Here is a 23,608-nt window from a genome sequence, read left to right as displayed (position 1 = left end):
AACTCCTAAGGAATGTGCGCTAGTTTATCCTATAGATCATGACTATTTCACTAAAATAAGCTAAATCCAATGAACCCTCGCTCAAATACCTTTCACCAGCAACTCCAGTCTGCATGGGCTTCCCAAGGCAGCATGCTGTGTGTTGGTTTTGACCCAGACCCCAAGCGCTTACCCCCATCCCTGCAAGGGAAACCTGCGGGGATCTTTGAGTTCTGTCGCGATATCGCTGATGCCACTGCAGATTTGGTCTGCGCCTTCAAGCCTCAGTTTGCCTACTTTGCCTCACAACGCGCTGAAGACCAACTAGAAAAACTGGTACGTCACCTCAAAGACAAATACCCCCATATTCCTGTCATCCTCGATTCCAAGCGTGGTGATATTGGCAGTACCGCAGACCACTACGCTCTAGAGGCCTTTGAGCGCTATGGTGCGGATGCCATCACCGTCAATCCCTATATGGGCTTTGACACGATTGAGCCCTATCTAAAACATGCTGGTAAAGGTGTCATTGTCCTGTGTCGCACTTCTAATCCAGGTGGCTCAGATTTACAGTTCTTAAATGTTTCCCCAAATGGGGAGCCTTTGTATCTCCATGTAGCCAAACTTGCAGCCACTCATTGGAATCGCTCGGGTCAAATTGGTCTTGTTGTGGGCGCAACCTTCCCAGAAGAGATCGCAAAGGTACGAGCAATTGTGGGGGAGATGCCTTTACTCATCCCCGGCATCGGAGCCCAAGGTGGAGATATTGAAGCCACCGTTAAAGCGGGCAGTATTCCAGGCAAACCTGGAACAGGCATGATCATTAATTCTTCAAGAGCCATTCTGTATGCAAGCTCTGGAAATGATTTTGCGCAGGCTGCACGAAACGTGGCACAGTCCACGCGTGATGCGTTAAGAGCGGCTACTTAGCAGTCTTAGACGAACTCTTGGGCTGAGCTATCGGCGCTAAAGCGACACGCCCCATATTCTCCAAAATAAATTCTTGTCTGGTTGGAAAGTGGATCCTGGCCTTGCGGCAATATTTCTCTTTATCAAAACACTTGGGTGCTGGCAAAGCGGAAGCTAGGGCCGCAGCCTGATCTAGATCTAGTCCTGCTGGCGTAGTTGCGTAATAGTGCTCAGAAGCAGCCCCAATACCAAAAATGCCTTCACCCCACTCTACTGAATTAAGGTAGATCTCAAACAATCTCTGTTTAGATAGCGTCAGCTCTAAGAGTCCGGTAATGAAAAGCTCTTGCCCTTTACGAAAATAATTTTGCTCGGAAGATAAGAATAAATTTTTTGCAAGCTGCTGAGTAATGGTTGACCCACCACGCAGCACGGTTTTAGATTTAGCCCCCGCCTGAGGTTTTTGCTGATTTTGCTGTTGATTTTTTTGCCATGCTTTTTGCATGTCTTCAACACGAACCCCTTTGTGTTGAAAAAAGATGTCGTCTTCGCTAACCAAAACCGCACGTTTGAGATTGTTTGAAATCTTATCGTAAGGCGTCCACTTTGATTGCACGGAACAAGTCCAATGCCAGGAACACAAGCGCCAGCGCTCCGCTCTCTGAAAGGCTGTGCTGCTGGGATCTACACTAATCCATAGGCCGATCTGAACGGCAAAATATACCTGCATGGCTACAAAACCTGCCAAGAGACATTTGACTAGGTAAGCAATCCAGCGCATGAGTGAGAAATTAACTGCAAGTAAATTTGATCAACTACGCAATTGAGCGAGCACTGCTCGCGGATCAATTTGTGTTGCTAGATCGGTCCCCCGCCATAACAAGAATGCATCTGCAGCTTGCTCCACCAACATACCAAGGCCATCGCTAATGCGTGCCCCACGCTGTAAAGCTTGCTTCATAAAGGCCGTTGTTTTACCGTAGACCATGTCGTAAGCAAATGAGCTTGGCGTAAAGATGTTTACTACAGCGGCAATGCTCAAAGGAGACTCATCCGCTAGTCCTGCAGCAGTTGCATTAATCACCAGGTCAAATGGATAGGGTGTTTTTTCAGAACTCTCTAATTGAGCTAATGTGCGAGCTTCCAAGGCAACCTCTTTTGAAGCAGCTACGTTGGCAAATAATTTGATCAATTCATCAGCCTTTATGCTTGAGCGATTAGCAATCACTAAGCATTTAGGTGAATGCTCCAATAAGGGCCCGATCACTCCACGTGCTGCTCCACCAGCACCTAAAAGCAAAATACGCGACTCATGGATGGCGATACCCTGCGCCAATAGGTCGCGCACTAAGCCAGCGCCATCAGTATTGTCACCATAAATCTTGCCATCCTGAATCCATAGCGTATTGACTGCACCAGCCAACTGGGCTCGACTAGTTAATTGATCAGCAAAAGCTTGGGCATCTAACTTAAATGGCACGGTGACATTCATACCCTTACCGCCAGCAGAAAAGAATGTTTTAGCAGCTTGAGCAAAACCATCTAGCTCCGGCTGTAAACGGCCATAGTGCATAGCTTGTTTAGCTTGCTCTGCAAAGCGCTGGTGAATGGCGGGCGACTGACTATGGCCTATTGGATTGCCCGCTACCGCATAGACATCTAGACCCGGGTGAAGACTTGGATCGGTATGCAAATCAACGGAAGCGTTTGAACTCATGATGGCTACAGAATAAGCGAATTTGCGATTTTAAGAATAAGGAGTGCTGCACTAACGTTTGAGTTCCAGAAGATCATTCCCATCGCGAGTAAAGTCAAAGGTGGAGATCCAATCGAGCACATCAATTTGATTACGCATTTCTGAAGGGAATGGGCCAAATGGGGCTGATGCACGAACAATGGCTAGGGCCTGTCGATCCAATTCAGGATTACCTGAGCTTCGCCCTATTGATACCCCATCTTTACCTTGCGCATTGGTAGTAATTCGGCCTTGAGAATCGACACTCACAACGATAATCAAGCTGCCATATAGCGGTCGACCATTGGCACGCGGAAAAAATGTACTACCGTAAGCCTCAATCTTTTGGCGCATAGCATCAAAGTAATGGGCAAAAGTCACTGCCCTAGTATTAGCGCCGGTGAGCACCTTGCGGCGAGGCTCACGTCCATCCGCTTCCAACTGCTTCGCCAACTCTGCCTCTAGAGAATTAAGTTGGGGGGCAATCTTTTGCTCATCCCCACTTTTTCGTCCACCAGATTTAGCTCGCTGCTCGTCTAACTTGGCCAGCATCTGCTTTTGCTGCTTCTCTAAAACCTCAAGACGCGCCTCCGCTCCCAGTCTGGCTCGATGTAGTGCTGTGGCATCTTGATTTTCAGACTTACCGCCACCCTGTAGATCTGCCTGGGCCAATTTGTTCGCCTGCTTTGGGGGCATCTTGTTACTGGCATTCACGAGGACAACACTCAAAGGCGTATTGAGTCGGCGATTTTGAATTTCACCAATACCCCAACGAAACGATAGAAACAGTGCATGAATAATGAGTGATACGCATAGTGCGAGTCGAAAAGGATAGCGTCGCCAGGTATTCTGAAAAAAGATCACAGCTCGGTTGAATTTTTCTGAGCGAGGAATCTGAACAGGATTAATCTGGGCTGGCATCTTCTTCTGCATCCTCGGGCAATGCATCGGTCAATTCTTCTACAGTCTTTACTTCTGGCTCTGCTTTGGCTTCAATCTCTAGTACTCTCACAGCAGCACTTAATTGCAACAAGTCGACATCAGCCACCGCCACTTCTGCACGAGTCATGCGGGGGTGACTTGCCAACTCTGGGATAGGTAAGTGTAGAGGTACTAGTTCTACCCTAGACATCCCCTCTTTTAAGTGACGTACATAAACGTTTTTGGAATCTCCATCCTGCGCAATCCAACGCAAGCACCAATACTTTTCTAGGCGATCTTGAAATTCGCCATAAGCCTGATAACAAGATTCAAAGTCTGCAGCGATTCCCATCAGAGTCGCATCTCGTGGTGGAAATGGTGCCATCATCTTCGCAGTCACCCCATGTTTTGCTAAGGCGATTAACTGCCACTGATTGACGAGATCGGAGTAGCGACGTAGCGGAGAGGTGCACCATGCGTAGTAGTCGAGCCCCAAGCCTTCATGAGGCCCTGGGGTAGTTTGCATACGAGTACGCAATGGTCCCCAACCCTTTTGGGTTCGGAACAAACCCGGCAAACCATGATCCGCTAGCAATTGACCAGATGCGCTATTGCAAAAGATCATCCACTCTGCAACGATCGTATCGAGAATAGAACCACGCTGACGCGGAATAATTTCTACACGTTGAACTCCATCCACATCTTGAATTTGAAAATGAAAATCTCTTGCCAAAGCATTGGGATCAATCACACCCAACTGTTCAGCACGTAGACCATTGGCAATTCTTTTTTCTTGTCGACCAGCATGCAAGAGTTTTGCGGCACGCCACAAGATAGCTAACTCTTTTCGATAGGGATAACTAACGCCTTCATCTACCAAACTCTCTTCGCTCACCAAATGCTCCACATCTTCTAGACGAAGATTAGCAGTCATCGGCACCATCTCTGCCCGCATTTGCAGGGTATCTCGGTTTACTATTCCATCCGCATCAAGATCTACATAGATGGATAGCGCGGGTCTAGGAGCGCCCGCATCCAGGGAGAATTGCTCAATGACCGAATCAGGCAACATCGTAATTTTGTTGCCCGGAAAATAAACGGTAGACATACGATTGCGAGCCACTTGGTCCAATGGATCATCTTTACTAATCGCCAAACCTGGTGCTGCAATATGAATACCGATGCGATGACTACCCTCTACAAGTTCTGTTACCGAAAGCGCATCATCAATCTCAGTAGTTCCTGAGTCATCAATCGAGAAAGCATTTACTTCGGCCAAAGGCAGTTCTGCAATCGCCGCATCATAGGCTGCTTGATCAACTCCGATATTGACATGATGAGCAGCGCCATTTGGAAAATGGGCTTTCAAGAACATTCCCTGGTGATAGGCCAATGGAGATTCAATTGCAGCACAACGAATCATCAACTGCGCCGGGGATTCACCTGTTTCTGTGCATGCGGCTATGAGGGCCTTATAAGCTGAAGAATTCTTATCTGGGGAGAACAGTAGTTGCTTAGCTGAAGACTTCAAGGTGTCAGGGAATATGCCTGCGACTAAATCTTGTTGCCAAACAGATTGTTGCTCTAACTCTTTTTGCTTGCGCTCCAGTGCAGCTAAGCCTGCTTGCAATTGCTCAAGGGGCGCTCTTTGAAAGCGCCCTCGCCCTTTGCGACGGAAAAATACTGGGGCATCTTGTAAGGCAATCGCTAATGCTACTTGCTGAGGGATCGTTGCTTGCGAGCCAAAATATTCAAGAGAAACATCTACCAGACCAAACTCTTCTTCAGGCGCGCAATCCCAGAGCAATTGCAAGTCAATATCTTTAGATAAAACGAGCGCTTCATCCATCGCAGCTTGTGCCTCGGGCTTTTCAAAGCGCAACCAAACCTCTTTCGCCTTGAGTTTGATCTTCTTGCCAGAAAGACTGGTCGCCTGCCAGGATTCAGCATCGCCTGTTCCTGTTGCAGACTGTACGGCAGCAATTTTGATATCGCCACCCTCTTCATATAAGAGATTCATGCTTAGAGGGAAATCCCACCGCTAGCTTCTAATGCAACTCCATTAACGTAACTCGCTTCATCGCTGGCAAGGAATAGATATACGTTGGCCATTTCTTCAGGCGTGCCCAAGCGACCTAGCCAACTGCGACGCTCAATATCTTGCAGAATATTTTCTGGCATGGCTTTAACCATTTCTGTCGCAATAAATCCAGGACAAACTGCATTGACTCGAATGCCTTTAGGACCAAGTTCACGAGCCCAAGTCTTGGTAAAACCAATCACGCCAAACTTTGTCGCTGAATAATTAGTTTGACCAAAGTTCCCATACAAACCGACCACGCTAGAAGCATTCACAATCGCGCCAGTACCAGCTTCCAGCATGTGTGGCACTACCAATTGGGTGCAGTTGAATACGCCCTTGAGGTTGACATCAAGCACGGTATCAAATTGCGCCTCAGTCATCTTGATCAAACGTGCATCTTGCGTAATACCAGCATTATTAATCAAAATATCAATGCGGCCATGTTTTTGGATGACTTGATCAACTACCGCCTGAATGCTGGCACGATCAGTCACATCCATTGCATAGGCCTCAGCATGAGGAATTTGGGCTGCAGCACTCTTTACTGCCGCAAGATTAATATCAGCAACGATCACTCTTGCACCCGCTTCTGCAAAGCGCTGGGCCGTTGCAAATCCAATCCCTTTTGCTGCGCCTGTAACAATGGCGACCTTATCTTCTAATCGATTGCCCATATTTTGCTTTCAGTATTTATTTATTAGGTTGCGGTAAGTTAAATTAAACAGATATGGCTTCTAATATTTTTTGATGCGCTCCACCAAAGCCGCCATTACTCATCACTAGAATGTAATCGCCTGGTTTAGCTTCTTTGGCAACTGCATTCACTAATGCACCAAGGTCATCGAAGGCATGGGCTTTACCAGCCTCTTTTGTATTTAGTGGGGCTAGGACTTCTGCCAAATCCCAGCCCAAAGATTCCTTGCCACTACTGGCTCCATAAGCAAAGACCTTATCAGCCTGCTGCAAGCTATTAGGTAGTTGTGCCTTCATTACACCGAGTTTCATCGTATTCGAGCGTGGCTCCAATACCGCCAAGATGCGGGCCTTACCCACTCGACGACGTAAACCATCAACCGTGGTGGTGATCGCCGTTGGATGATGCGCAAAGTCGTCATACACCGTAATGTCGTTTGCAACACCAATCGTTTCAAGACGACGCTTCACGTTTTTAAATGCCGCCAAGGCACGTGCAGAATCTGCTGGTGAAATACCAATGTGATTGGCAGATGCAATTGCAGCAAGCGCGTTGAGTTGGTTGTGTCTGCCCATCACGCCCGAATCAGGAGCCCATTGCACGGTGGCCACCTCTTTGCCTAACTGACGCACAATAAAGCCATCACCCTCTTGTGAAATCAATGACCACTGGTTAGCGGCATCCTGTCCAAAACGCTCTACAGGCGACCAAGCACCGCGGGTGACAACCCGCTCTAGCGCAGGTTCCTCGCCATTGACTACCAATAAGCCATCACTGGGCACTGTGCGTACTAAGTGATGAAACTGAGTTTCGATAGCAACAAGATCCGCAAAAATATCTGCATGATCAAACTCTAAGTTATTTAATAAAGCAGTGCGTGGCCTGTAATGGACAAACTTACTGCGCTTATCGAAAAAGGCAGTGTCATATTCATCGGCCTCTATTACAAAATATTGACTTTCACCCAAGCGTGCAGATACTGTGAAATTCAGTGGCACTCCACCAATTAAATATCCAGGCTTGTAGCCATTAAATTCCAAAATCCAAGTGAGCATGGCTGATGTAGTCGTCTTGCCATGCGTACCGGCTACCGCTAAAACATGTCGGCCATATAAAACTTGCTCCCCTAGCCATTGAGGTCCAGAGATATAGGGCAGCCCTTGATTCAGAATGGCTTCCATTAAGGGATTGCCACGAGAAACGACATTGCCAATCACAAATAAATCGGGCATGGTCTCAAACTGCAATAATTGATCTGGCGAGAATCCCTCAATGAGCTCAATACCTTGAGCTTCAAGCTGTGTGCTCATTGGTGGATACACGTTGGCATCACAACCCGTTACACGATGTCCGGCTTGCCGAGCGATTGCGGCAATGCCGCCCATGAAGGTACCGCAAATGCCCAAGATATGAATATGCATTAGCGAATTTTAGCGAAGGAGTTGCAATGAATCGAAGACAGTGGATCATGATTGGCGGAATTAGTCTTCTGGCGCTCCTTGCTGGAGTCTTTTCATCTCAGTGGATTTCGCAAACAGGCTTGGCGAGCGACCCATCTATCAAAGCTTTCTTTGGCAACCCTTGGCAAACACCCGATGGTAAATCGGCAAATTCTGAAAATTGGCGAGCAAAAGTACTCGTTGTGAACTTTTGGGCCTCCTGGTGCCCCCCTTGCGTAGAAGAAATGCCTGCTTTAAACAAAATTGCCCAAGAATATGCCACTAAAAATGTGTTAATTGTTGGTATCGGCATTGATTCACCATCTAACATACGCGAATTTCTTAAAAAAACCCCTGTTTCTTATCCCATTGTGATTGGTGGGTTAGAGGGTAGTAATCTCTCCAAACAAATGGGCAATACCCAAGGCGCCCTACCCTTCACAGTCATCATCAATTCAAAAGGTAAGTCTATTTATAGTAAATTAGGGAAGATAAGCGAAGAAGAGCTCAGAAAAGTCATTAATTCAGAGTTATAAAGATTTTTAAAGACTTTTAACCCTCAGTATTCCATTAAAAATTGCTTAAATATTAAGCAATTACACCCATCATTTTTATATTTACTCTGAATAGCAGTAAAAAATTTGCTTCCTAAAGGCATTTTTGGGCATTTTCAAGACCCCAGAGGGTATACTCGCATCCTTAGCAGGTGATGCATCAAGTTGCTCAACTTACAGATTAGCGGCCTAAAGCCAAATTAAATCATTGACATCTAACTGCCTCTAAAAATAGGGATCTATGTCTAAAAAAGCATCAATTCTGGTTATTCAAGGCCCCAACCTCAATCTATTGGGAACCCGTGAGCCTGAGGTTTATGGGAAAACTACCCTGGAAGATATCCACCAAAAGCTGGGGGATCTTGCAAAAGCCCAATCTGTCGATCTAAGTAGCTACCAAAGTAATCATGAAGGCGAGTTAATTGACCGCATTCAGAAGGCTAAACAAGATGGCGTGGATTTCATCATCATTAATCCTGGTGCATTTACCCATACCAGCGTTGCCTTACGTGACGTTTTAGCTGGTGTAGCCATTCCGTTTACCGAAGTGCATCTATCAAACATTCACCAAAGAGAAGAGTTCCGCAAACACTCTTATCTATCAGATATCGCTACCGGTGTGATTTGTGGTCTTGGAGCTATTGGCTACGAATTAGCCCTGCAAGCTGCGATCGCCCGCATACAAAAATAAGCTATTTAAAGAATTTCAAGAGAGGACTCACTCATATGGATCTAAGAAAACTCAAAACCTTGATCGACTTAGTTTCTGAATCAGGCATTTCCGAATTAGAGGTCAACGAAGGTGAAGACCGTGTTCGCATTGTGAATGCCGGCTCTGCAGTTCCTACTGGACACGTGGTTTATACCAATCCCGCTCCGACACACACGATGCAAGCAGCGCCTGCTGCTGAAGCTGCTGCATCACCCGTTCTAGATGCGCCTGCAGCTGAAGCTGGGTTTATTGCACGCTCACCCATGGTGGGCACTTTCTATCGCGCCCCAAATCCAGAATCGCCTAACTTCGTCAACGTTGGTGACACTGTTAAAGTTGGTCAAACACTGTGCATCATTGAAGCGATGAAATTGCTTAACGAAATCGAATCAGAACAAGCGGGGGTCATTAAAGAAATTCTTTGTGAGAATGGTCAGGGCGTTGAGTTTGATCAGCCCTTATTTGTCATTGCTTAATTTCTCTGCCTTTCTTTCCAATCTTTATTACCTAACTCAGAGCCTACATGTTCGATAAGATTCTGATTGCCAATCGGGGAGAAATTGCTCTCCGTATCCAACGCGCATGCCGCGAGTTGGGAATCAAAACCGTCGTGGTCTATTCCACTGCAGATAAAGAAGCTAAGTATGTGAAGCTTGCTGATGAGGCGGTCTGCATTGGGCCTGCACCTTCGCCACTAAGTTATCTCAATATGCCTGCAATCATTTCTGCAGCAGAGGTGACTGATGCCGAAGCGATTCACCCTGGATATGGCTTCCTCTCTGAAAATGCCGATTTTGCAGAGCGTGTTGAAAAATCTGGTTTTGCCTTTATTGGTCCTACTGCTGCCTCGATTCGCTTGATGGGCGACAAAGTTTCGGCTAAGCGCGCCATGATTAAAGCCGGTGTACCCTGCGTACCTGGTTCTGAAGGTGCGCTACCAGATGATCCAAAAGAAATTATTGCTACCGCTAAAAAAGTGGGTTACCCAGTCATCATTAAGGCTGCTGGTGGAGGTGGTGGACGCGGTATGCGTGTTGTCCATACTGAAGCTGCGCTAATCAATGCTGTCAATATGACTCGCGAGGAAGCTGGGCGCGCATTCGGTAATCCAGAAGTCTATATGGAGAAGTTTTTAGAAAAACCTCGCCATGTTGAGATTCAAATTCTGGCTGACACCCATGGCAATGCTATTTGGTTAGGTGAACGTGATTGCTCAATGCAACGTCGCCATCAAAAAGTGATTGAAGAAGCACCAGCTCCTGGCATTGACCGTCGCTTGATTGCCAAAATTGGTGAACGTTGTGCTGAAGCTTGTAGAAAAATTGGCTATCGTGGTGCCGGAACTTTTGAGTTCCTCTATGAAAACGGTGAATTTTTCTTTATTGAGATGAATACTCGCGTTCAGGTTGAACATCCAGTCACAGAAATGATCACTGGTGTAGATATCGTTCAAGAACAAATTCGAATTGCCGCTGGTCTCAAATTGGCTTATCGCCAAAAAGATATTGTGTTCCGCGGCCATGCAATTGAATGCCGTCTGAATGCAGAAGACCCATTCAAGTTCACGCCAAGTCCAGGGAAAATTGGTTCATTCCATATGCCTGGCGGTCCTGGTATTCGCGTAGATTCTCATGCCTATAGTGGCTATGTAGTCCCCTCAAATTACGATTCCATGATTGGTAAGTTAATTTCTTACGGCAATACTCGCGAGCAAGCGATTCGCCGCATGCAAATTGCCTTGTCTGAGATGGTGATTGATGGGATTACTACTAATGTTCCGCTTCACCGCGAACTGATGCTTGATCCCAACTTCATGGAAGGTGGTACCAGCATTCACTACTTAGAGCATCGCTTAGAAGAGCAAGCTGCAAGTCGCGGTAAATCCTAATTCACTCCAAATTCATGCGAGCACTCCATGTCTTATCGTGAACTGGTATTCACGGTAGCCGCTGAAACTGCCGAGCCCTTAGGCGATGCCTTACTCGAACTAGGAGCACTCTCTGTCACTGTAGAAGATGAAGCCGCAGGGGGGAACGATGAGAACCCCCTTTACGGAGAGCCCGGCCTATCGCCCAAAGTCCAAGCATGGGATAGATCTGCCGTTACCGCTCTTTTTAACCCTGAGATTGATCACTCAGACAGAGCAGAATTCATTCCCGAACTGCTCGCCACTCTAAATGAAGCAGGCTTTGCATTAGCCCCGCCCCAAGAAAAAACCATTGAAGAGCAAGATTGGGTCCGACTGACGCAAAGCCAATTTACACCGATCCAAATTGGAAAACGTATCTGGGTTGTACCCTCATGGCATGAAGCTCCAACTGATCCCGATGCAATTTGTTTAGCAGTAGATCCTGGACTTGCCTTCGGAACTGGTAGCCACCCCACAACACACCTGTGCTTACTTTGGCTTGAGGAGCACTCCAATTTAAAGAACCAGAGTTTGCTTGATTATGGTTGTGGATCTGGGATTTTGGCGATTGCAGCCGCAAAACTGGGTTGCAATCCAGTTGTTGGTACGGATATAGATCCCCAATCCATGATTGCGGCGCGTAGCAATGCAGAAATTAACAATACGGTTATTGGCTTTGTTTTACCAACCGAAGGCGCACCAGAGCTAGCGGCAGAAACGAAATACGATATCGTGATGGCCAATATCTTGGCCAATCCCTTGCAAGTGCTTGCCCCCGCTCTGGTCAATAAAATGCGTGCCGGCGGACATATCATTTTGTCTGGCGTGCTGGCGCGACAAGCGGATGAGGTAATTGCGACCTATAGTCAATGGCTCAAACTTGCCATTTGGAAGGAAAGTGAAGGCTGGGTATGCTTGCAAGGAATCCTCGAGCAAGACAAACAAAGTACTAAATCCATTCCCGATGCTGTAGCTCCTTTTGCAGTGCCTAGTCAAAAAAAAAGTCTTAAGCGGATCCTTTTAGTTTGCCTTTTGACTTTGCTCCTCATTTTTGGCGAGCATTTATCTAGGAATTCTCTGCTACCTTTACTAGCACCAAGAGTAGATGGCTCATCAAATTCATTTTCAGTTGGCGCATTTTCGATATTGCAGCAGATTGATGAGAAATTGTGTAGCGCACTGAAGTGCTTTAATCGCCCTGTAAGCGATTTTGCTGCATGGAAAATAACTTCTGCCGCACTAACCCCAGAAAACGCGGGAGAGGGCCTTAAAAACGCCCTAAATCAATCAATATTACAAATTGAAATACAAAATCGACTCGCAATTCCAATTTTGTTGCCAAATTTAGAAATTTCTCTCACTGATGCAGAAGAATCTGAGTTGAAATCAATTCGGTTCAGCCCAAATGAATGGTTACCACTATCTTGGCAAGAATCTCATCCTGATTTTTTGAAAATTGGTGCACCTGCTGGAGAAATGATTCAAGCAGAACTGCCGATTATCCTGCCGCCGACTACTGCTGGGTATCGAGTACGTATTCTTTATCCTGAATAATCTCCTTTTATTCATTTTTTATTACCTTACCCATTACAGAAAGTAATTTATGGCTAGCTTGATCTGCGGCTCTATCGCTTACGACACCATCATGAACTTTGAAGGCAAATTTGCCGATCAAATTCTCCCTGAGCAGATCCACATCTTGAATGTGGCCTTTTTAGTACCAACCATGCGCCGAGAATTTGGTGGTTGTGCAGGCAATATTGCCTACAACCTCAGCCTTTTGGGAGGAGATCCCATCATCATGGCAACTGTTGGTGGCGATGCAGCGCCCTACATGAGCCGCTTAAAGCAACTGAATATTGATGCGAGCCATATTCGCCAAATTGAAAATGCATTTACGGCACAAGCAATGATCACCACTGATCAAGCCAATAACCAAATCACGGCATTCCATCCAGGCGCGATGGACGAGTCGCACCTTAATCTAGTTTCTGCAGTAATCACCGAAAGAAGCAAAAACTCCAAAGGGGCAGCTAAATTCGGCATCGTTGCGCCTGATGGTCGCCAAGGAATGTGGGAACACTGCCATCAATTAGCAGAAGCCAATATTCCGTTTGTCTTCGATCCCGGTCAAGGATTGCCAATGTTTAACGGGCCAGAGCTCTTAGAGCTAGTTGATATCGCCAGCTATTTAGCGGTTAACGACTATGAAGGCGAAATGCTTTCGCAGCGAACTGGCTTGAGCTTGTCAAAGGTTGCTGAGCGTGTCAAAGCACTGATCGTGACCAAGGGTGCAGAAGGTGCTGATATTTATACCGAAGGCAAATGTATCTCGATTCCTCCAGTACCGGCAGGAAAAGTAGTCGACCCCACTGGATGCGGCGACGCATTTCGTGGCGGACTCTTGTTTGGTCTTGAGAATGAAATGGATTGGGAAACCACTGGTCGCTTGGCCAGCCTAATGGGTTCGATCAAGATTACCCATCAAGGACCACAAAATCATCAACTCAGCAAAGCAGAGATCGCAGACCAATTTAAAGCAGCATTTGGCTTTAGCTTTTAACCTTGATTCAAAATAATCAAAGCCTATAGTCAATAAAAAAGGGGTCTCGTGAGAGACCCCTTTTAATAACACCCGTCTGATTAAGGACGTGTGCCAGTTGGGAAGGGCCAAGCAGCAGCAGGATTCAACGCACTAGTCGCTGGTGCAGCTTTCTTAGCCACGGGCTTTTTTACAGCAGAGCCCGCTTTCTTCGCAGCAGGCTTACTTACTTTTTTTTTGCTACGCGCTTTTTTGCAGCTGGACGCTTCTTAGCAGCTGGCTTCTTCTTTGCGGCAGCTTTTTTAGCAGCTGGACGCTTTTTAGCGGCTGGCTTCTTTTTAGCGGCTGGACGCTTTTTAGCGGCTGGCTTCTTTTTAGCTACTTTTTTAGCGGCTGGTTTCTTAGCAGCTACTTTTTTCTTAGCAGCTGGTTTCTTTGCAGCAGGTTTTTTCTTGGCGATTGCCATAGTCATACTCCTTCACGTGAGGATTAGTTCAAACTACCGATTAAGAAGACCCGACCACTCATTTCCGCCTGGTTTTGCAACCTTTTGGAATTGGCGAGCGAGCCATTCATCGGCGCGCGGCTTGATGCTAAGTGCTGCACGCTAATGAATCCTGGAAAAAAAGCCGTGGCCCCAAGGGACAACGGCTTCTTAAATGTGCTGGAAAAAATGGAGAGAATAGCTCTGGCACCCTTGAGTAAGGGTTTGCGGATTTGAGTCTGTTTCTGCTGACTTCTTAAACTATCCAACCGTCTAATCTCCTATTTAGCCAGTTGTGCGCTTACTTACTGCCAACTACTCCCAACTCAGCGCACCACCGGTTTGATACTCAATAACGCGTGTCTCAAAAAAGTTTCGTTCTTTTTTCAGATCAATCATTTCTGACATCCATGGAAATGGATTCTCTTCATTTGGGAACATCGCGTCAAGTCCTATTTGCAAACATCTGCGATTACAAATGTATCTTAAGTACCCTTTGAACATCGGAGCGTTCAATCCGAGCACTCCACGAGGCATCGTATCTTCGGCATAACGGTACTCTAATTCGACTGCTTTTTCAAAGATGGATTTGATCTCATCTTTGAACGCAGAAGTCCATAACTGCGGGTTCTCCAGCTTGATTTGGTTAATCAAATCAATACCAAAATTGCAGTGCATAGACTCATCACGAAGGATGTATTGATACTGCTCAGCAGCACCCGTCATTTTGTTTTGACGACCCATTGCAAGTATTTGCGTAAAACCAACATAAAAGAACAAACCTTCCATTACGCAAGCAAAAACAATGAGTGAACGGAGTAACTTTTGATCGTTTTCTAATGTGCCAGTCTTAAAATTTGGATCAGTTAAGACATCAATAAACGGAATTAAGAACTCATCTTTAGCGCGAATCGAGTCAATCTCGTGATACGCGTTGAAGATTTCGGACTGATCTAAACCTAAAGATTCCACAATATATTGGTATGCATGGGTATGAATTGCTTCTTCAAAAGCCTGACGCAATAAGTATTGGCGGCATTCTGGAGCAGTAATGTGGCGATAGGTACCCAAAACAATATTATTAGCCGCTAAAGAATCGGCAGTTGTAAAGAAACCCAGATTGCGCTTAATAATGCGACGCTCATCTTCTGTAAGGCCATTCGGATCTTTCCAGAGCGCGATATCGCGGTTCATATTGATCTCTTGTGGCATCCAGTGATTTGCACAACCAGCCAAGTATTTCTCCCAAGCCCATTTGTACTTAAATGGCACCAGCTGATTAACGTCAGTCTTAGCATTAATCACACGCTTATCAGCAGCATTAACACGCAAGGCTGCACCACCAGCCAATGAGACGGCTGGTGCAGGCGTACTTACCTGAGGCGCTGCCATTGCTACTTGATCTGGCTGTGGGCGTTGTGGCTCCACTGCAACCGGCTGCGGTGCAAGACCAGCTTTCGCTAGTGCTGGAGCAACTTCCTCTTCCCAATTCAACATAACTTTCTCCTAAATTCTTCTATTCCTGACCAATCAGCAAATGGCTTATTGGCATGCTTCACATTCTTCAAAGCCAGCATCGCCTGGGCGCATTGTGCAAACTGGGCCATCAGCCTCTACTGCACCAGTTGCATTTGCAGCAGCTGTCGCATCAGTTCCATTTACGCCACCACCACTCGATACTGAGTTCAATTGACCACTAGCCACGGTTGATTTCTCGACGTGGGTTGCGGCCATCGTGCGGAGGTAATAAGTGGTCTTTAGACCACGCAACCAAGCCAGCTTATAGGTATCGTCCAATTTCTTACCAGATGCACCGCCCATGTAGATATTCAATGACTGAGCCTGGTCAATCCATTTTTGACGACGGGAAGCCGCCTCAACCAACCAACTTGGCTCGACTTCAAAGGCGGTCGCATACAGATCACGCAAATCTTGTGGAATACGATCGATCTTCGATAAAGTGCCATCAAAGTACTTCAAGTCGGCAATCATCACTTCATCCCAAAGACCGCGATCCTTCAAATCCCGCACCAAGTACTCGTTTACCACCGTAAACTCACCAGATAAGTTGGACTTCACAAACAAGTTCTGGAAGGTTGGCTCGATACAAGCAGAAACACCAATGATGTTGGAGATCGTTGCCGTAGGCGCAATAGCCACGCAATTGGAGTTACGCATACCGTGTTGTTTGATACGGGCACGCAAACCGCTCCAATCCATAGTGGATGAGTTATCCACTTCTACATAACCACCGCGCTCAGCTGCCAATAAGGCCACTGAATCTTGTGGGAGGATGCCACGATCCCATAAAGAGCCTTTATAGGTGCTATAAACACCGCGCTCTTCAGCCAACTCACAAGAAGCTTGATAAGCGTAGTAGCACACTGCTTCCATAGAGGAATCAGCAAACTTCACTGCTGCATCGCTAGCGTAAGGAATACGTTGCATATGCAAGCAATCCTGGAAACCCATAATGCCCATGCCAACCGGACGGTGCTTCAGATTGGAATTACGCGCCTTAGCAACCGCGTAGTAGTTAATATCGATCACGTTATCGAGCATGCGCATTGCAGTGCGCACAGTTTTCTGGAGCTTCTCGTGATCTAAGACCAATTTACCGCTTGCATCGGTAGTCATGTGCGCAGTTAAGTTCACAGAACCCAAGTTACAAACTGCAATCTCATCCTCATTGGTATTGAGAGTAATTTCAGTACACAGGTTAGATGAGTGAACCACGCCAATATGTTGCTGTGGGCTACGGATGTTGCAAGGATCTTTGAAAGTGATCCATGGGTGACCAGTTTCAAACAACATACCAAGCATCTTGCGCCACAATTGTTGCGCTGGAATTCTGCGGAATGGCTTTAACTCACCACGATCTGCTTTTTGCTCATAGGCAACATAAGCCTCTTCAAACGCCTTGCCAAACTTATCATGCAAATCTGGAGTATTAGAAGGTGAGAACAGAGTCCAGTCACCGTTTTCCATGACACGCTTCATGAACAAGTCAGGAATCCAGTTAGAAGTATTCATGTCGTGGGTACGACGACGGTCATCACCAGTGTTCTTACGCAATTCTAAGAACTCTTCAATATCCAAGTGCCATGTTTCTAAGTAGGCGCAAACTGCACCCTTACGCTTACCGCCTTGGTTCACAGCAACTGCAGTGTCATTCACCACTTTGAGGAATGGCACAACACCTTGCGATTTACCGTTAGTACCTTTGATATGGCTTCCTAGGGCGCGGACGTTAGTCCAATCATTACCCAAGCCACCAGCAAACTTAGATAACAAGGCATTTTCTTTCAACGCTTCGTAGATGCCATCAAGATCGTCTTCAACAGTTGTCAAATAGCAGCTAGAGAGCTGTGGACGAGTCGTTGCTGAATTAAACAAAGTTGGTGTGCTGGACATGAAATCAAATGTAGAGAGGATTTCATAGAACTCAATCGCACGACGCTCGCGATCCAACTCATTCATTGCCAAGCCCATTGCAACACGCATGAAGAAAGCCTGTGGCATTTCAATACGACGATCTTCAATGTGCAAGAAATAGCGGTCATACAAAGTCTGGAGACCAAGGTAGTTGAACTGCAAATCACGGCTCGCGTTCAATGCAGTAGCCAATTTTGGCAAATCAAAATCACGCATGCGTGGGTCTAACAATTCTGCAGAGATACCTTCGTTGATGTACTTAGCAAAGTAAGTGCTGTATTCAGCTTGGGTATCGCCTTGCAATACTTCCTTACCAAAAATTTCCTTACGGATCACGTGCATCAGAATGCGTGCAGTTACTTGACTATATGCAGGATCTTTTTCGATCAAGGTACGTGAAGCCAAAATAGCGGAGTCATAAACTTGCGCCATCGGCACGCCATCGTACAAGTTCTTGATAGTTTCAGTAATGATTGGGCTTGCATCAATGTGATTACCCAGGCCTTCACATGCAGCTTCAATCACAGTGCGCAAAGCTGCCATGTCGAGATACCTCTCAACGCCGTTATCAGTCACCTTAATGCCGGATTCACCAGCTTGATGAGCCGCTTGCGTTTCTTGATTGATTTCTTGTTGAGCAGCACGCTCTTGATTGCGCTTCTCGCGATAAAGAACATAGGCACGGGCAACGTTGTGCTCACCACTACGCATCAAAGCCAATTCAACTTGGTCTTGAATATCTTCAATGTGGAAAGTACCGCCATTAGGACGGCTACGCAATAGAGCGCGCACTACGGCATGAGTTAATTGCTCAACTTGCTCGCGCACGCGTGCTGATGCCGCACCCTGACCACCATTAACCGCCAAAAATGCTTTAGTTACCGCAATCGCAATCTTAGATGGCTCAAAAGCTACCACTGAGCCATTACGGCGAATAATTTTGTAGTCAGACAACTGGGTAGCTTGGGCTCCACCAACACCGCCAGCCACAAAACTAGCAGAAGGGGTCTGATTAATCGCCCCCACAGGACTCATTCCTGGGTTATTTGCTCCCGGTGTTTGACCTGCCGTCGGTGGATTTGCGTATGTCATGTTATTCCTACGTCTCTATATAGTTATTTGGACAAAATATCGTTAAAAAACAATGGTGTATTGCTGGATTCAAACACTACATCTAGTGTCTTGAAGGGCATTGGATACTAAGTATAGGGAAATATTTACCCTTTGGTAAGCTTTTTCTAACAAAAATTCATAAGTATTTTTACTAAGGAATCTAATGATCTTGGGGGCAATTTGGTGCATGATTTTTAGCCCTTTTAGGCAAAGGCTAAAAAAGTAAGCGTACGCTTACATACTTAAAACAGACTAGCGAGAAGCAATCCCATAAGGAAGGTTTTTGGTAGAGACACCTGTCTCATTTTGGAACTTTTTCCAATCAAAAAAGATTCCAGGATCGGTTTTTCTATCGGGCGCGATATCGCTGTGTCCTGCAAATTGAAGATGGGGATAACTTACTTCTAATTTTTTTATTAGGCCTGCCAAAGTTTTGTACTGAACTTCTTCAAAGGGCGTATCCCCATCGCCCTCCAACTCAATGCCAATAGAAAAGTCGTTGCACTTTTCCCTACCCAAAAATGAAGAGACCCCAGCATGCCAAGCCTTGTTTCGGGTTGAAACAAACTGAATCAACTCACCAGAGCGGGTAATCAGAAAGTGGCTAGACACTTTTTGCTCGGCAATTTCCGCAAAATAAGGATGCACATTTGGATCAAGCTTATTTTGGAAAAAATCCACAATGTAAGAGCTACAGTCTTGGGATTTAAATTGTCCCGGCGGCAAACTAATGTGATGCATGACCACAAGATCTGGTTGTGTGCTGTCTGGTCTCACATCTTGATGCGGTGAAGTACGCCAGTGAGCAGAACCAATCCACCCCTCTTCATCCAGTGAATTGAGATGCTCATGAGAGCAATAAAAACGTTGCTCATGAACGATTGCTTCAGATTTTGGAAGGTGTACTTTGCAATGCTGACAAGGCACCATGATCTCGGGCTCAAAGGTCTTGTGAGCTTTATCTGGCTTAGGGTTCGCGGCAGCTGCTTGATTTGCCTTGATTTGCTTTTTACCCTTTATCCAGAGATAAAAAAGATATGCGCCAGCAAATAAAAGAAGCCACTTAAACAAGGATCATGCTCGCTGAAGAATCACTTCCAATACAAAACGGCTACCAACATAAGCGAGTAATAGGGCAACATAGGCACTCAAGACTAAACGAATTGCGAGTCTACCTCTGAGCCCGACTCTCCAACGGGCAATAATTAATCCAGCAAATAGAAGCCAAGACACTACGGCAAAAATTGTTTTGTGGTCCCAAACAAAGGGTTTACCAAACAATGCTTGAGAAAATAATAGGCCCGAAAATACAGTGAGCGTCAGCAGACCAAAACCAACATACAACAGGTTAAATAAGAGACTCTCAATAGTCATCAAAGGTGGTAGATCATCCAGCCAAAAAGCCACGCGGCTATTGGGCAGAATCCCAAGCTGTTGATGTAAGGCGCGGTCATAGGCACTCATTAACATTGCTTGCATTGCCGCCAAACTTAATAAGCCCACAGAAACAGTTGCCACAATAAAGTGCGCCTTAAACCAAGGATCTGAAACAGCCTCTGGAGAAATCAAGGTACCTGGGAAAAAGAGTGGCAGCAAGGAACAAAATAAAGCAAATAAAACCGACATCCAGAGCAAACTGGCGATTGGTAAGAACCAAGATTGGAACCAATAAAATGCCAAGCCTACCCAGGCAGTCAGGGATAAATCTTGGGCAAAGCCAAATACAAAGCCTTCTGGCGTGAAAACGGATTCATGAATCTGAATACCATGCACTACCAGCAATGCAAATATCAGCGCTCTTACCAGTAAAGATGACTGGGAGGATTGGCTCTCTCTTTTCTTGGACCTTAAGCCCAAAAAGATCAACAGAATCAAATAGCACAGGGGGATAAGGGCGTCGAGGCTTAAGTAATCTAAAATGTTCATCATCAAAGTCTAATCGATAAATGCTACAAAACCTTACCGACCGCCTATCTCGCGTTGTTAAAACCATGCGGGGTCAAGCCCGCCTAACGGAAGAAAACACTGCAGATATGCTGCGGGAGATCCGTTTGGCCTTATTAGAAGCCGACGTAGCCCTCCCCGTTGTCAAATCTCTCCTGGAACAAATTAAATTTAAAGCCCTTGGCGAGGAAGTGGTTGGAAGCCTCAGCCCTGGTCAGGCGCTCGTTGGCGTAGTTCAGCGCGAGCTGGCCCAAGTCATGAGGGGCGATGTTCAGCAAAGTGGTGAACTCAATTTAGCCACTCAACCGCCCGCCGTGATTTTGATGGCAGGCTTGCAGGGTGCTGGTAAGACTACCTCCGTCGGTAAGCTAGCCAAATGGCTCCAAGAAAAAAAGAAAAAGAAAGTTCTCACCGTTTCTTGCGACGTATACCGCCCTGCTGCTATCGAACAGTTAGAAACGGTTACCAAACAAGTTGGCGCAGAATTTTTCTCCAGCAATATCAATCAAAAACCAAATGAAATTGCAACTGCTGCACTCGATTGGGCACGCCGTCATTATTTTGACGTAGTCATTGTTGATACAGCAGGACGCCTGGGCATTGATGAGTCACTCATGCAAGAAATCAAAACTTTGCATGCGAGCTTACATCCGATCGAGACCTTATTTGTGGTGGATGCCATGCTTGGTCAAGATGCCGTCAATACTGCTAAAGCATTCCATGAAGCGCTGCCACTTACCGGTGTCATCCTCACTAAGTTAGATGGTGACTCACGCGGCGGTGCAGCTCTCTCTGTTCGTCAGGTGACTGGTGTGCCACTCAAATTTATTGGGGTGGCAGAAAAGATGGATGGCCTAGAAGCCTTTGATGCTGAGCGGATGGCTAACCGCATCCTTGGTATGGGCGATATCCTGGCCTTGGTTGAGCAAGCCCAGCAATACGTGGATGTTGCTAAAGCAGAAAAATTAGCTAGCAAGATTTCTAAAGGCGGTTTTGATCTCGAGGATTTTCGTGATCAACTTCTGCAAATGCAAAAGATGGGTGGTATGGCTAGCTTGATGGATAAACTACCAAGCCAAGTAGCTCAAGCGGCAACCAAAACCAATCTGAGTAACGCCGATAAACAAACCAAGCGGATGCGTGGAATCATCGACAGCATGACTCCGCGTGAGCGCAGTAAACCTGAGTTACTCAAAGCGAGTCGCAAACGGCGCATTGCTGCAGGTGCTGGCGTAGAGGTGCAAGAAGTAAACCGTCTACTTGCTCAGTTTGAGCAAATGCAAACCATGATGAAGCAATTCAAAGGCGGGAAGATGGCGCGCACCATGGCAACGATGGCTGCTAAAGGCGCCGCCAAGGGTATTGGCGGGCTCTTCAAAAAATAAATCGCTAACTAATGTGAATTAACTAAACTCTTTGCCGCTTGAACCGCAGTAATCACTTTCTCTTTGATTTGCGCTAGCGGGATATTTTGTGATTCCGCATCAGTACGCCCTTTGAATTCCACTTGAGAATCTGCCAAGCCACGATCACCAATAACAACGCGTAATGGCGCGCCAATCAATTCCCAGTCAGCAAACATCGCGCCCGGACGCTCATTACGATCATCCAAAATCACATCGATACCAGCCCCAAGTAATTCATCATGCAATTGATCGCATGCTGCTTTTACTGCTTCTGATTTTTCGTAACCCATTGGGCAAATGACAACCTCAAATGGCGCCATGGAGAATGGCCAAATAATGCCCTTCTCATCATGCCCTTGTTCAATTGCCGCACCAAGTAAACGCGTCACGCCAATACCATAGCAGCCCATCACCATCGGCTGTGCTTTGCCTTGCTGATCAAGATATGTACAACCCATTGCTTCTGAGTAACGAGTGCCCAATTGGAAAACGTGGCCTACTTCGATGCCGCGGCAGATATCAACAACACCTTTACCGTCAGGCGAAGGATCGCCAATGGCCGCATTACGAATATCCAAGACGAGTGGCTCTGGTAAATCACGGCCCCAGTTCACGCCAGTTAAATGGTGGCCAGCCTCGTTTGCGCCACATACAAAGTCAGCCATATTGGCAACCGTACGATCTGCGACCACTGTGACATCAGCACTCACGCCAACCGGACCTAAGTAGCCGGCAGGTGCATTACAAGCTTGTTTAATTTCTGCTTCAGTAGCAAAGCGAGATTCGGCCATCCCTGGAATCTTGCTTGCTTTCACTTCATTAAGCTCATGGTCCCCACGTACTAACAACATAAAGAGTTTGGCTGGACCTTTTTCTTGATCAGCAGCAAACAATAAAGTCTTGACCGTCTTTTCTAATGGAAGCTTGAGAAACTGGGCAACATCAGCACACGTACTCTTATTAGGTGTAGGAACCTTATTCAATGCAATACTTGCAGCAGCACGTTGAGCTATCAATGCAAGGGATTCTGCAGCCTCTAGGTTGGCTGCGTAATCTGAACTCGGGCAATAGACAATCGCATCTTCACCGGTATCAGCAATCACATGAAACTCTTGGCTACCGGAGCCACCAATCGCGCCGTTATCTGCTGTCACCGCACGGAACTTGAGTCCCATTCGCTTAAAGATACGGGTATAAGCATCAAACATGATTTGATAGGACTTCTTTAAGCCTTCAGCATCTCGATCAAATGAGTAAGCGTCTTTCATACTGAACTCACGACCACGCATGATTCCAAAACGTGGGCGACGCTCATCCCGGAACTTCGTTTGTATTTGATAGAAGTTAACTGGTAACTGCTTGTAACTCTTGATCTCGTTGCGAGCTAAATCGGTAATAACTTCTTCCGAGGTTGGCTGAATTAAAAAATCGCGATCATGACGATCTTTAATGCGGAGTAACTCAGACCCCATCTTTTCCCATCGACCAGTCTCTTGCCATAATTCAGCAGGCTGAATCATTGGCATTAGTAATTCGATTGCGCCAGCACGATTCATTTCTTCGCGAATGATATTTTCAACCTTGCGGATCACTTTTAATCCCAGCGGCAAGTAGTTGTAAATACCGGCACTCAGCTTACGAATTAAACCCGCTCGCACCATGAGCTTATGCGAAACCACCTCAGCGTCAGAGGGGGCTTCTTTTAGCGTGGCGAGAAATGATTGTGATGCTTTCATGTATGGATATAAT

At 46.3% G+C, this 23,608-nt stretch carries 20 protein-coding genes and 1 pseudogene; 9 read left to right on the top strand and 12 right to left on the bottom strand.

Annotated elements, in window-relative coordinates:
• Nucleotides 1-69 precede the first annotated feature (69 nt).
• Nucleotides 70-909, top strand: coding sequence for an orotidine-5'-phosphate decarboxylase (gene pyrF, locus AOC29_RS01155; protein ID WP_215296243.1), 840 nt, complete (start codon nucleotides 70-72; stop codon nucleotides 907-909).
• Here pyrF and mtgA read toward each other — a convergent pair.
• The 6 genes from mtgA to mpl are packed head-to-tail and all read right to left on the bottom strand — an operon-like array spanning nucleotide 902 to nucleotide 7,742.
• The gene (gene mtgA, locus AOC29_RS01150) at nucleotides 902-1,669 is read right to left on the bottom strand and encodes a monofunctional biosynthetic peptidoglycan transglycosylase (protein ID WP_215296242.1); all 768 of its coding nucleotides are present in this window, start codon (nucleotides 1,667-1,669) and stop codon (nucleotides 902-904) included. The two genes, pyrF and mtgA, sit on opposite strands and share 8 nt — an antisense overlap.
• A 30-nt stretch (nucleotides 1,670-1,699) precedes the next feature.
• Nucleotides 1,700-2,605: a shikimate dehydrogenase gene (gene aroE, locus AOC29_RS01145; RefSeq protein WP_215296241.1), complete on the bottom strand. Its 906-nt coding sequence runs from the start codon at nucleotides 2,603-2,605 to the stop codon at nucleotides 1,700-1,702.
• A gap of 51 nt (nucleotides 2,606-2,656) precedes the next feature.
• Complete coding sequence (locus AOC29_RS01140; RefSeq protein ID WP_215296240.1) at nucleotides 2,657-3,544, bottom strand: energy transducer TonB; 888 nt, start codon at nucleotides 3,542-3,544, stop codon at nucleotides 2,657-2,659.
• A complete protein-coding gene (locus AOC29_RS01135) occupies nucleotides 3,528-5,564 on the bottom strand; it encodes a ribonuclease catalytic domain-containing protein (protein WP_215296239.1) in 2,037 nt (678 codons plus the stop codon). Before AOC29_RS01135 ends, AOC29_RS01140 begins: the two co-directional genes overlap by 17 nt.
• Nucleotides 5,565-5,566: 2 nt before the next feature.
• Nucleotides 5,567-6,301 carry a 3-oxoacyl-ACP reductase FabG gene (fabG, locus tag AOC29_RS01130; protein WP_215296238.1) on the bottom strand — a complete coding sequence of 245 codons (735 nt, stop codon included), beginning with the start codon at nucleotides 6,299-6,301 and terminating at the stop codon, nucleotides 5,567-5,569.
• Between the two features lie 43 nt (nucleotides 6,302-6,344).
• On the bottom strand, nucleotides 6,345-7,742 hold the full coding sequence (gene mpl / locus AOC29_RS01125) for a UDP-N-acetylmuramate:L-alanyl-gamma-D-glutamyl-meso-diaminopimelate ligase (RefSeq protein ID WP_215296237.1): 1,398 nt from the start codon (nucleotides 7,740-7,742) through the stop codon (nucleotides 6,345-6,347).
• Nucleotides 7,743-7,768: 26 nt separating this feature from the next.
• Between mpl and AOC29_RS01120 the strand changes: the two genes are divergently transcribed.
• From AOC29_RS01120 to AOC29_RS01095, 7 genes and pseudogenes are all read left to right on the top strand, one after another.
• Entirely contained in the window at nucleotides 7,769-8,296 is a 528-nt protein-coding gene (locus AOC29_RS01120) for a TlpA disulfide reductase family protein (protein WP_215296236.1), read from the top strand.
• 259 nt (nucleotides 8,297-8,555) lie between these two features.
• Nucleotides 8,556-9,005 (top strand): type II 3-dehydroquinate dehydratase, encoded by a 450-nt coding sequence (gene aroQ / locus AOC29_RS01115; protein WP_215296235.1) that lies wholly within the window; start codon nucleotides 8,556-8,558, stop codon nucleotides 9,003-9,005.
• Nucleotides 9,006-9,040: 35 nt separating this feature from the next.
• Nucleotides 9,041-9,502 (top strand): acetyl-CoA carboxylase biotin carboxyl carrier protein, encoded by a 462-nt coding sequence (gene accB / locus AOC29_RS01110; RefSeq protein WP_215296234.1) that lies wholly within the window; start codon nucleotides 9,041-9,043, stop codon nucleotides 9,500-9,502.
• A gap of 47 nt (nucleotides 9,503-9,549) precedes the next feature.
• Nucleotides 9,550-10,914, top strand: coding sequence for an acetyl-CoA carboxylase biotin carboxylase subunit (gene accC / locus AOC29_RS01105; RefSeq protein WP_215296233.1), 1,365 nt, complete (start codon nucleotides 9,550-9,552; stop codon nucleotides 10,912-10,914).
• Between the two features lie 27 nt (nucleotides 10,915-10,941).
• Nucleotides 10,942-11,859 (top strand): annotated as a pseudogene (gene prmA / locus AOC29_RS11305) (50S ribosomal protein L11 methyltransferase); the annotation flags it as partial.
• A gap of 60 nt (nucleotides 11,860-11,919) precedes the next feature.
• Nucleotides 11,920-12,489 carry a DUF3426 domain-containing protein gene (locus AOC29_RS11300; protein ID WP_251370084.1) on the top strand — a complete coding sequence of 190 codons (570 nt, stop codon included), beginning with the start codon at nucleotides 11,920-11,922 and terminating at the stop codon, nucleotides 12,487-12,489.
• Nucleotides 12,490-12,538: 49 nt separating this feature from the next.
• Complete coding sequence (locus AOC29_RS01095; protein WP_215296231.1) at nucleotides 12,539-13,498, top strand: carbohydrate kinase family protein; 960 nt, start codon at nucleotides 12,539-12,541, stop codon at nucleotides 13,496-13,498.
• Between the two features lie 205 nt (nucleotides 13,499-13,703).
• On the opposite strand, the gene AOC29_RS01090 is transcribed toward AOC29_RS01095, so the two are convergent.
• From AOC29_RS01090 to AOC29_RS01070, 5 genes are all read right to left on the bottom strand, one after another.
• On the bottom strand, nucleotides 13,704-13,943 hold the full coding sequence (locus tag AOC29_RS01090) for a hypothetical protein (RefSeq protein ID WP_251370122.1): 240 nt from the start codon (nucleotides 13,941-13,943) through the stop codon (nucleotides 13,704-13,706).
• Nucleotides 13,944-14,276: 333 nt separating this feature from the next.
• On the bottom strand, nucleotides 14,277-15,458 hold the full coding sequence (locus AOC29_RS01085) for a ribonucleotide-diphosphate reductase subunit beta (protein ID WP_215296230.1): 1,182 nt from the start codon (nucleotides 15,456-15,458) through the stop codon (nucleotides 14,277-14,279).
• Nucleotides 15,459-15,503: 45 nt separating this feature from the next.
• Entirely contained in the window at nucleotides 15,504-18,431 is a 2,928-nt protein-coding gene (locus AOC29_RS01080; protein WP_371819545.1) for a ribonucleoside-diphosphate reductase subunit alpha, read from the bottom strand.
• A 330-nt stretch (nucleotides 18,432-18,761) separates the two neighbouring features.
• On the bottom strand, nucleotides 18,762-19,580 hold the full coding sequence (gene ampD / locus AOC29_RS01075; RefSeq protein ID WP_256441762.1) for a 1,6-anhydro-N-acetylmuramyl-L-alanine amidase AmpD: 819 nt from the start codon (nucleotides 19,578-19,580) through the stop codon (nucleotides 18,762-18,764).
• Between the two features lie 3 nt (nucleotides 19,581-19,583).
• On the bottom strand, nucleotides 19,584-20,438 hold the full coding sequence (locus AOC29_RS01070; protein WP_251370026.1) for an inner membrane protein YpjD: 855 nt from the start codon (nucleotides 20,436-20,438) through the stop codon (nucleotides 19,584-19,586).
• A 17-nt stretch (nucleotides 20,439-20,455) separates the two neighbouring features.
• Here AOC29_RS01070 and ffh point away from each other — a divergent pair, with 17 nt between their 5' ends.
• Complete coding sequence (ffh, locus tag AOC29_RS01065; RefSeq protein WP_215296228.1) at nucleotides 20,456-21,838, top strand: signal recognition particle protein; 1,383 nt, start codon at nucleotides 20,456-20,458, stop codon at nucleotides 21,836-21,838.
• Between the two features lie 8 nt (nucleotides 21,839-21,846).
• Here the strand turns inward: ffh and AOC29_RS01060 are convergent, their stop codons facing one another.
• On the bottom strand, nucleotides 21,847-23,595 hold the full coding sequence (locus AOC29_RS01060; RefSeq protein WP_215296227.1) for a proline--tRNA ligase: 1,749 nt from the start codon (nucleotides 23,593-23,595) through the stop codon (nucleotides 21,847-21,849).
• Nucleotides 23,596-23,608 lie beyond the last annotated feature (13 nt).

It is taken from the genome of Polynucleobacter sp. JS-JIR-5-A7, assembly GCF_018687935.1.
Lineage (GTDB): Bacteria > Pseudomonadota > Gammaproteobacteria > Burkholderiales > Burkholderiaceae > Polynucleobacter.
This window is presented reverse-complemented; position numbering and strand designations above follow the sequence as displayed.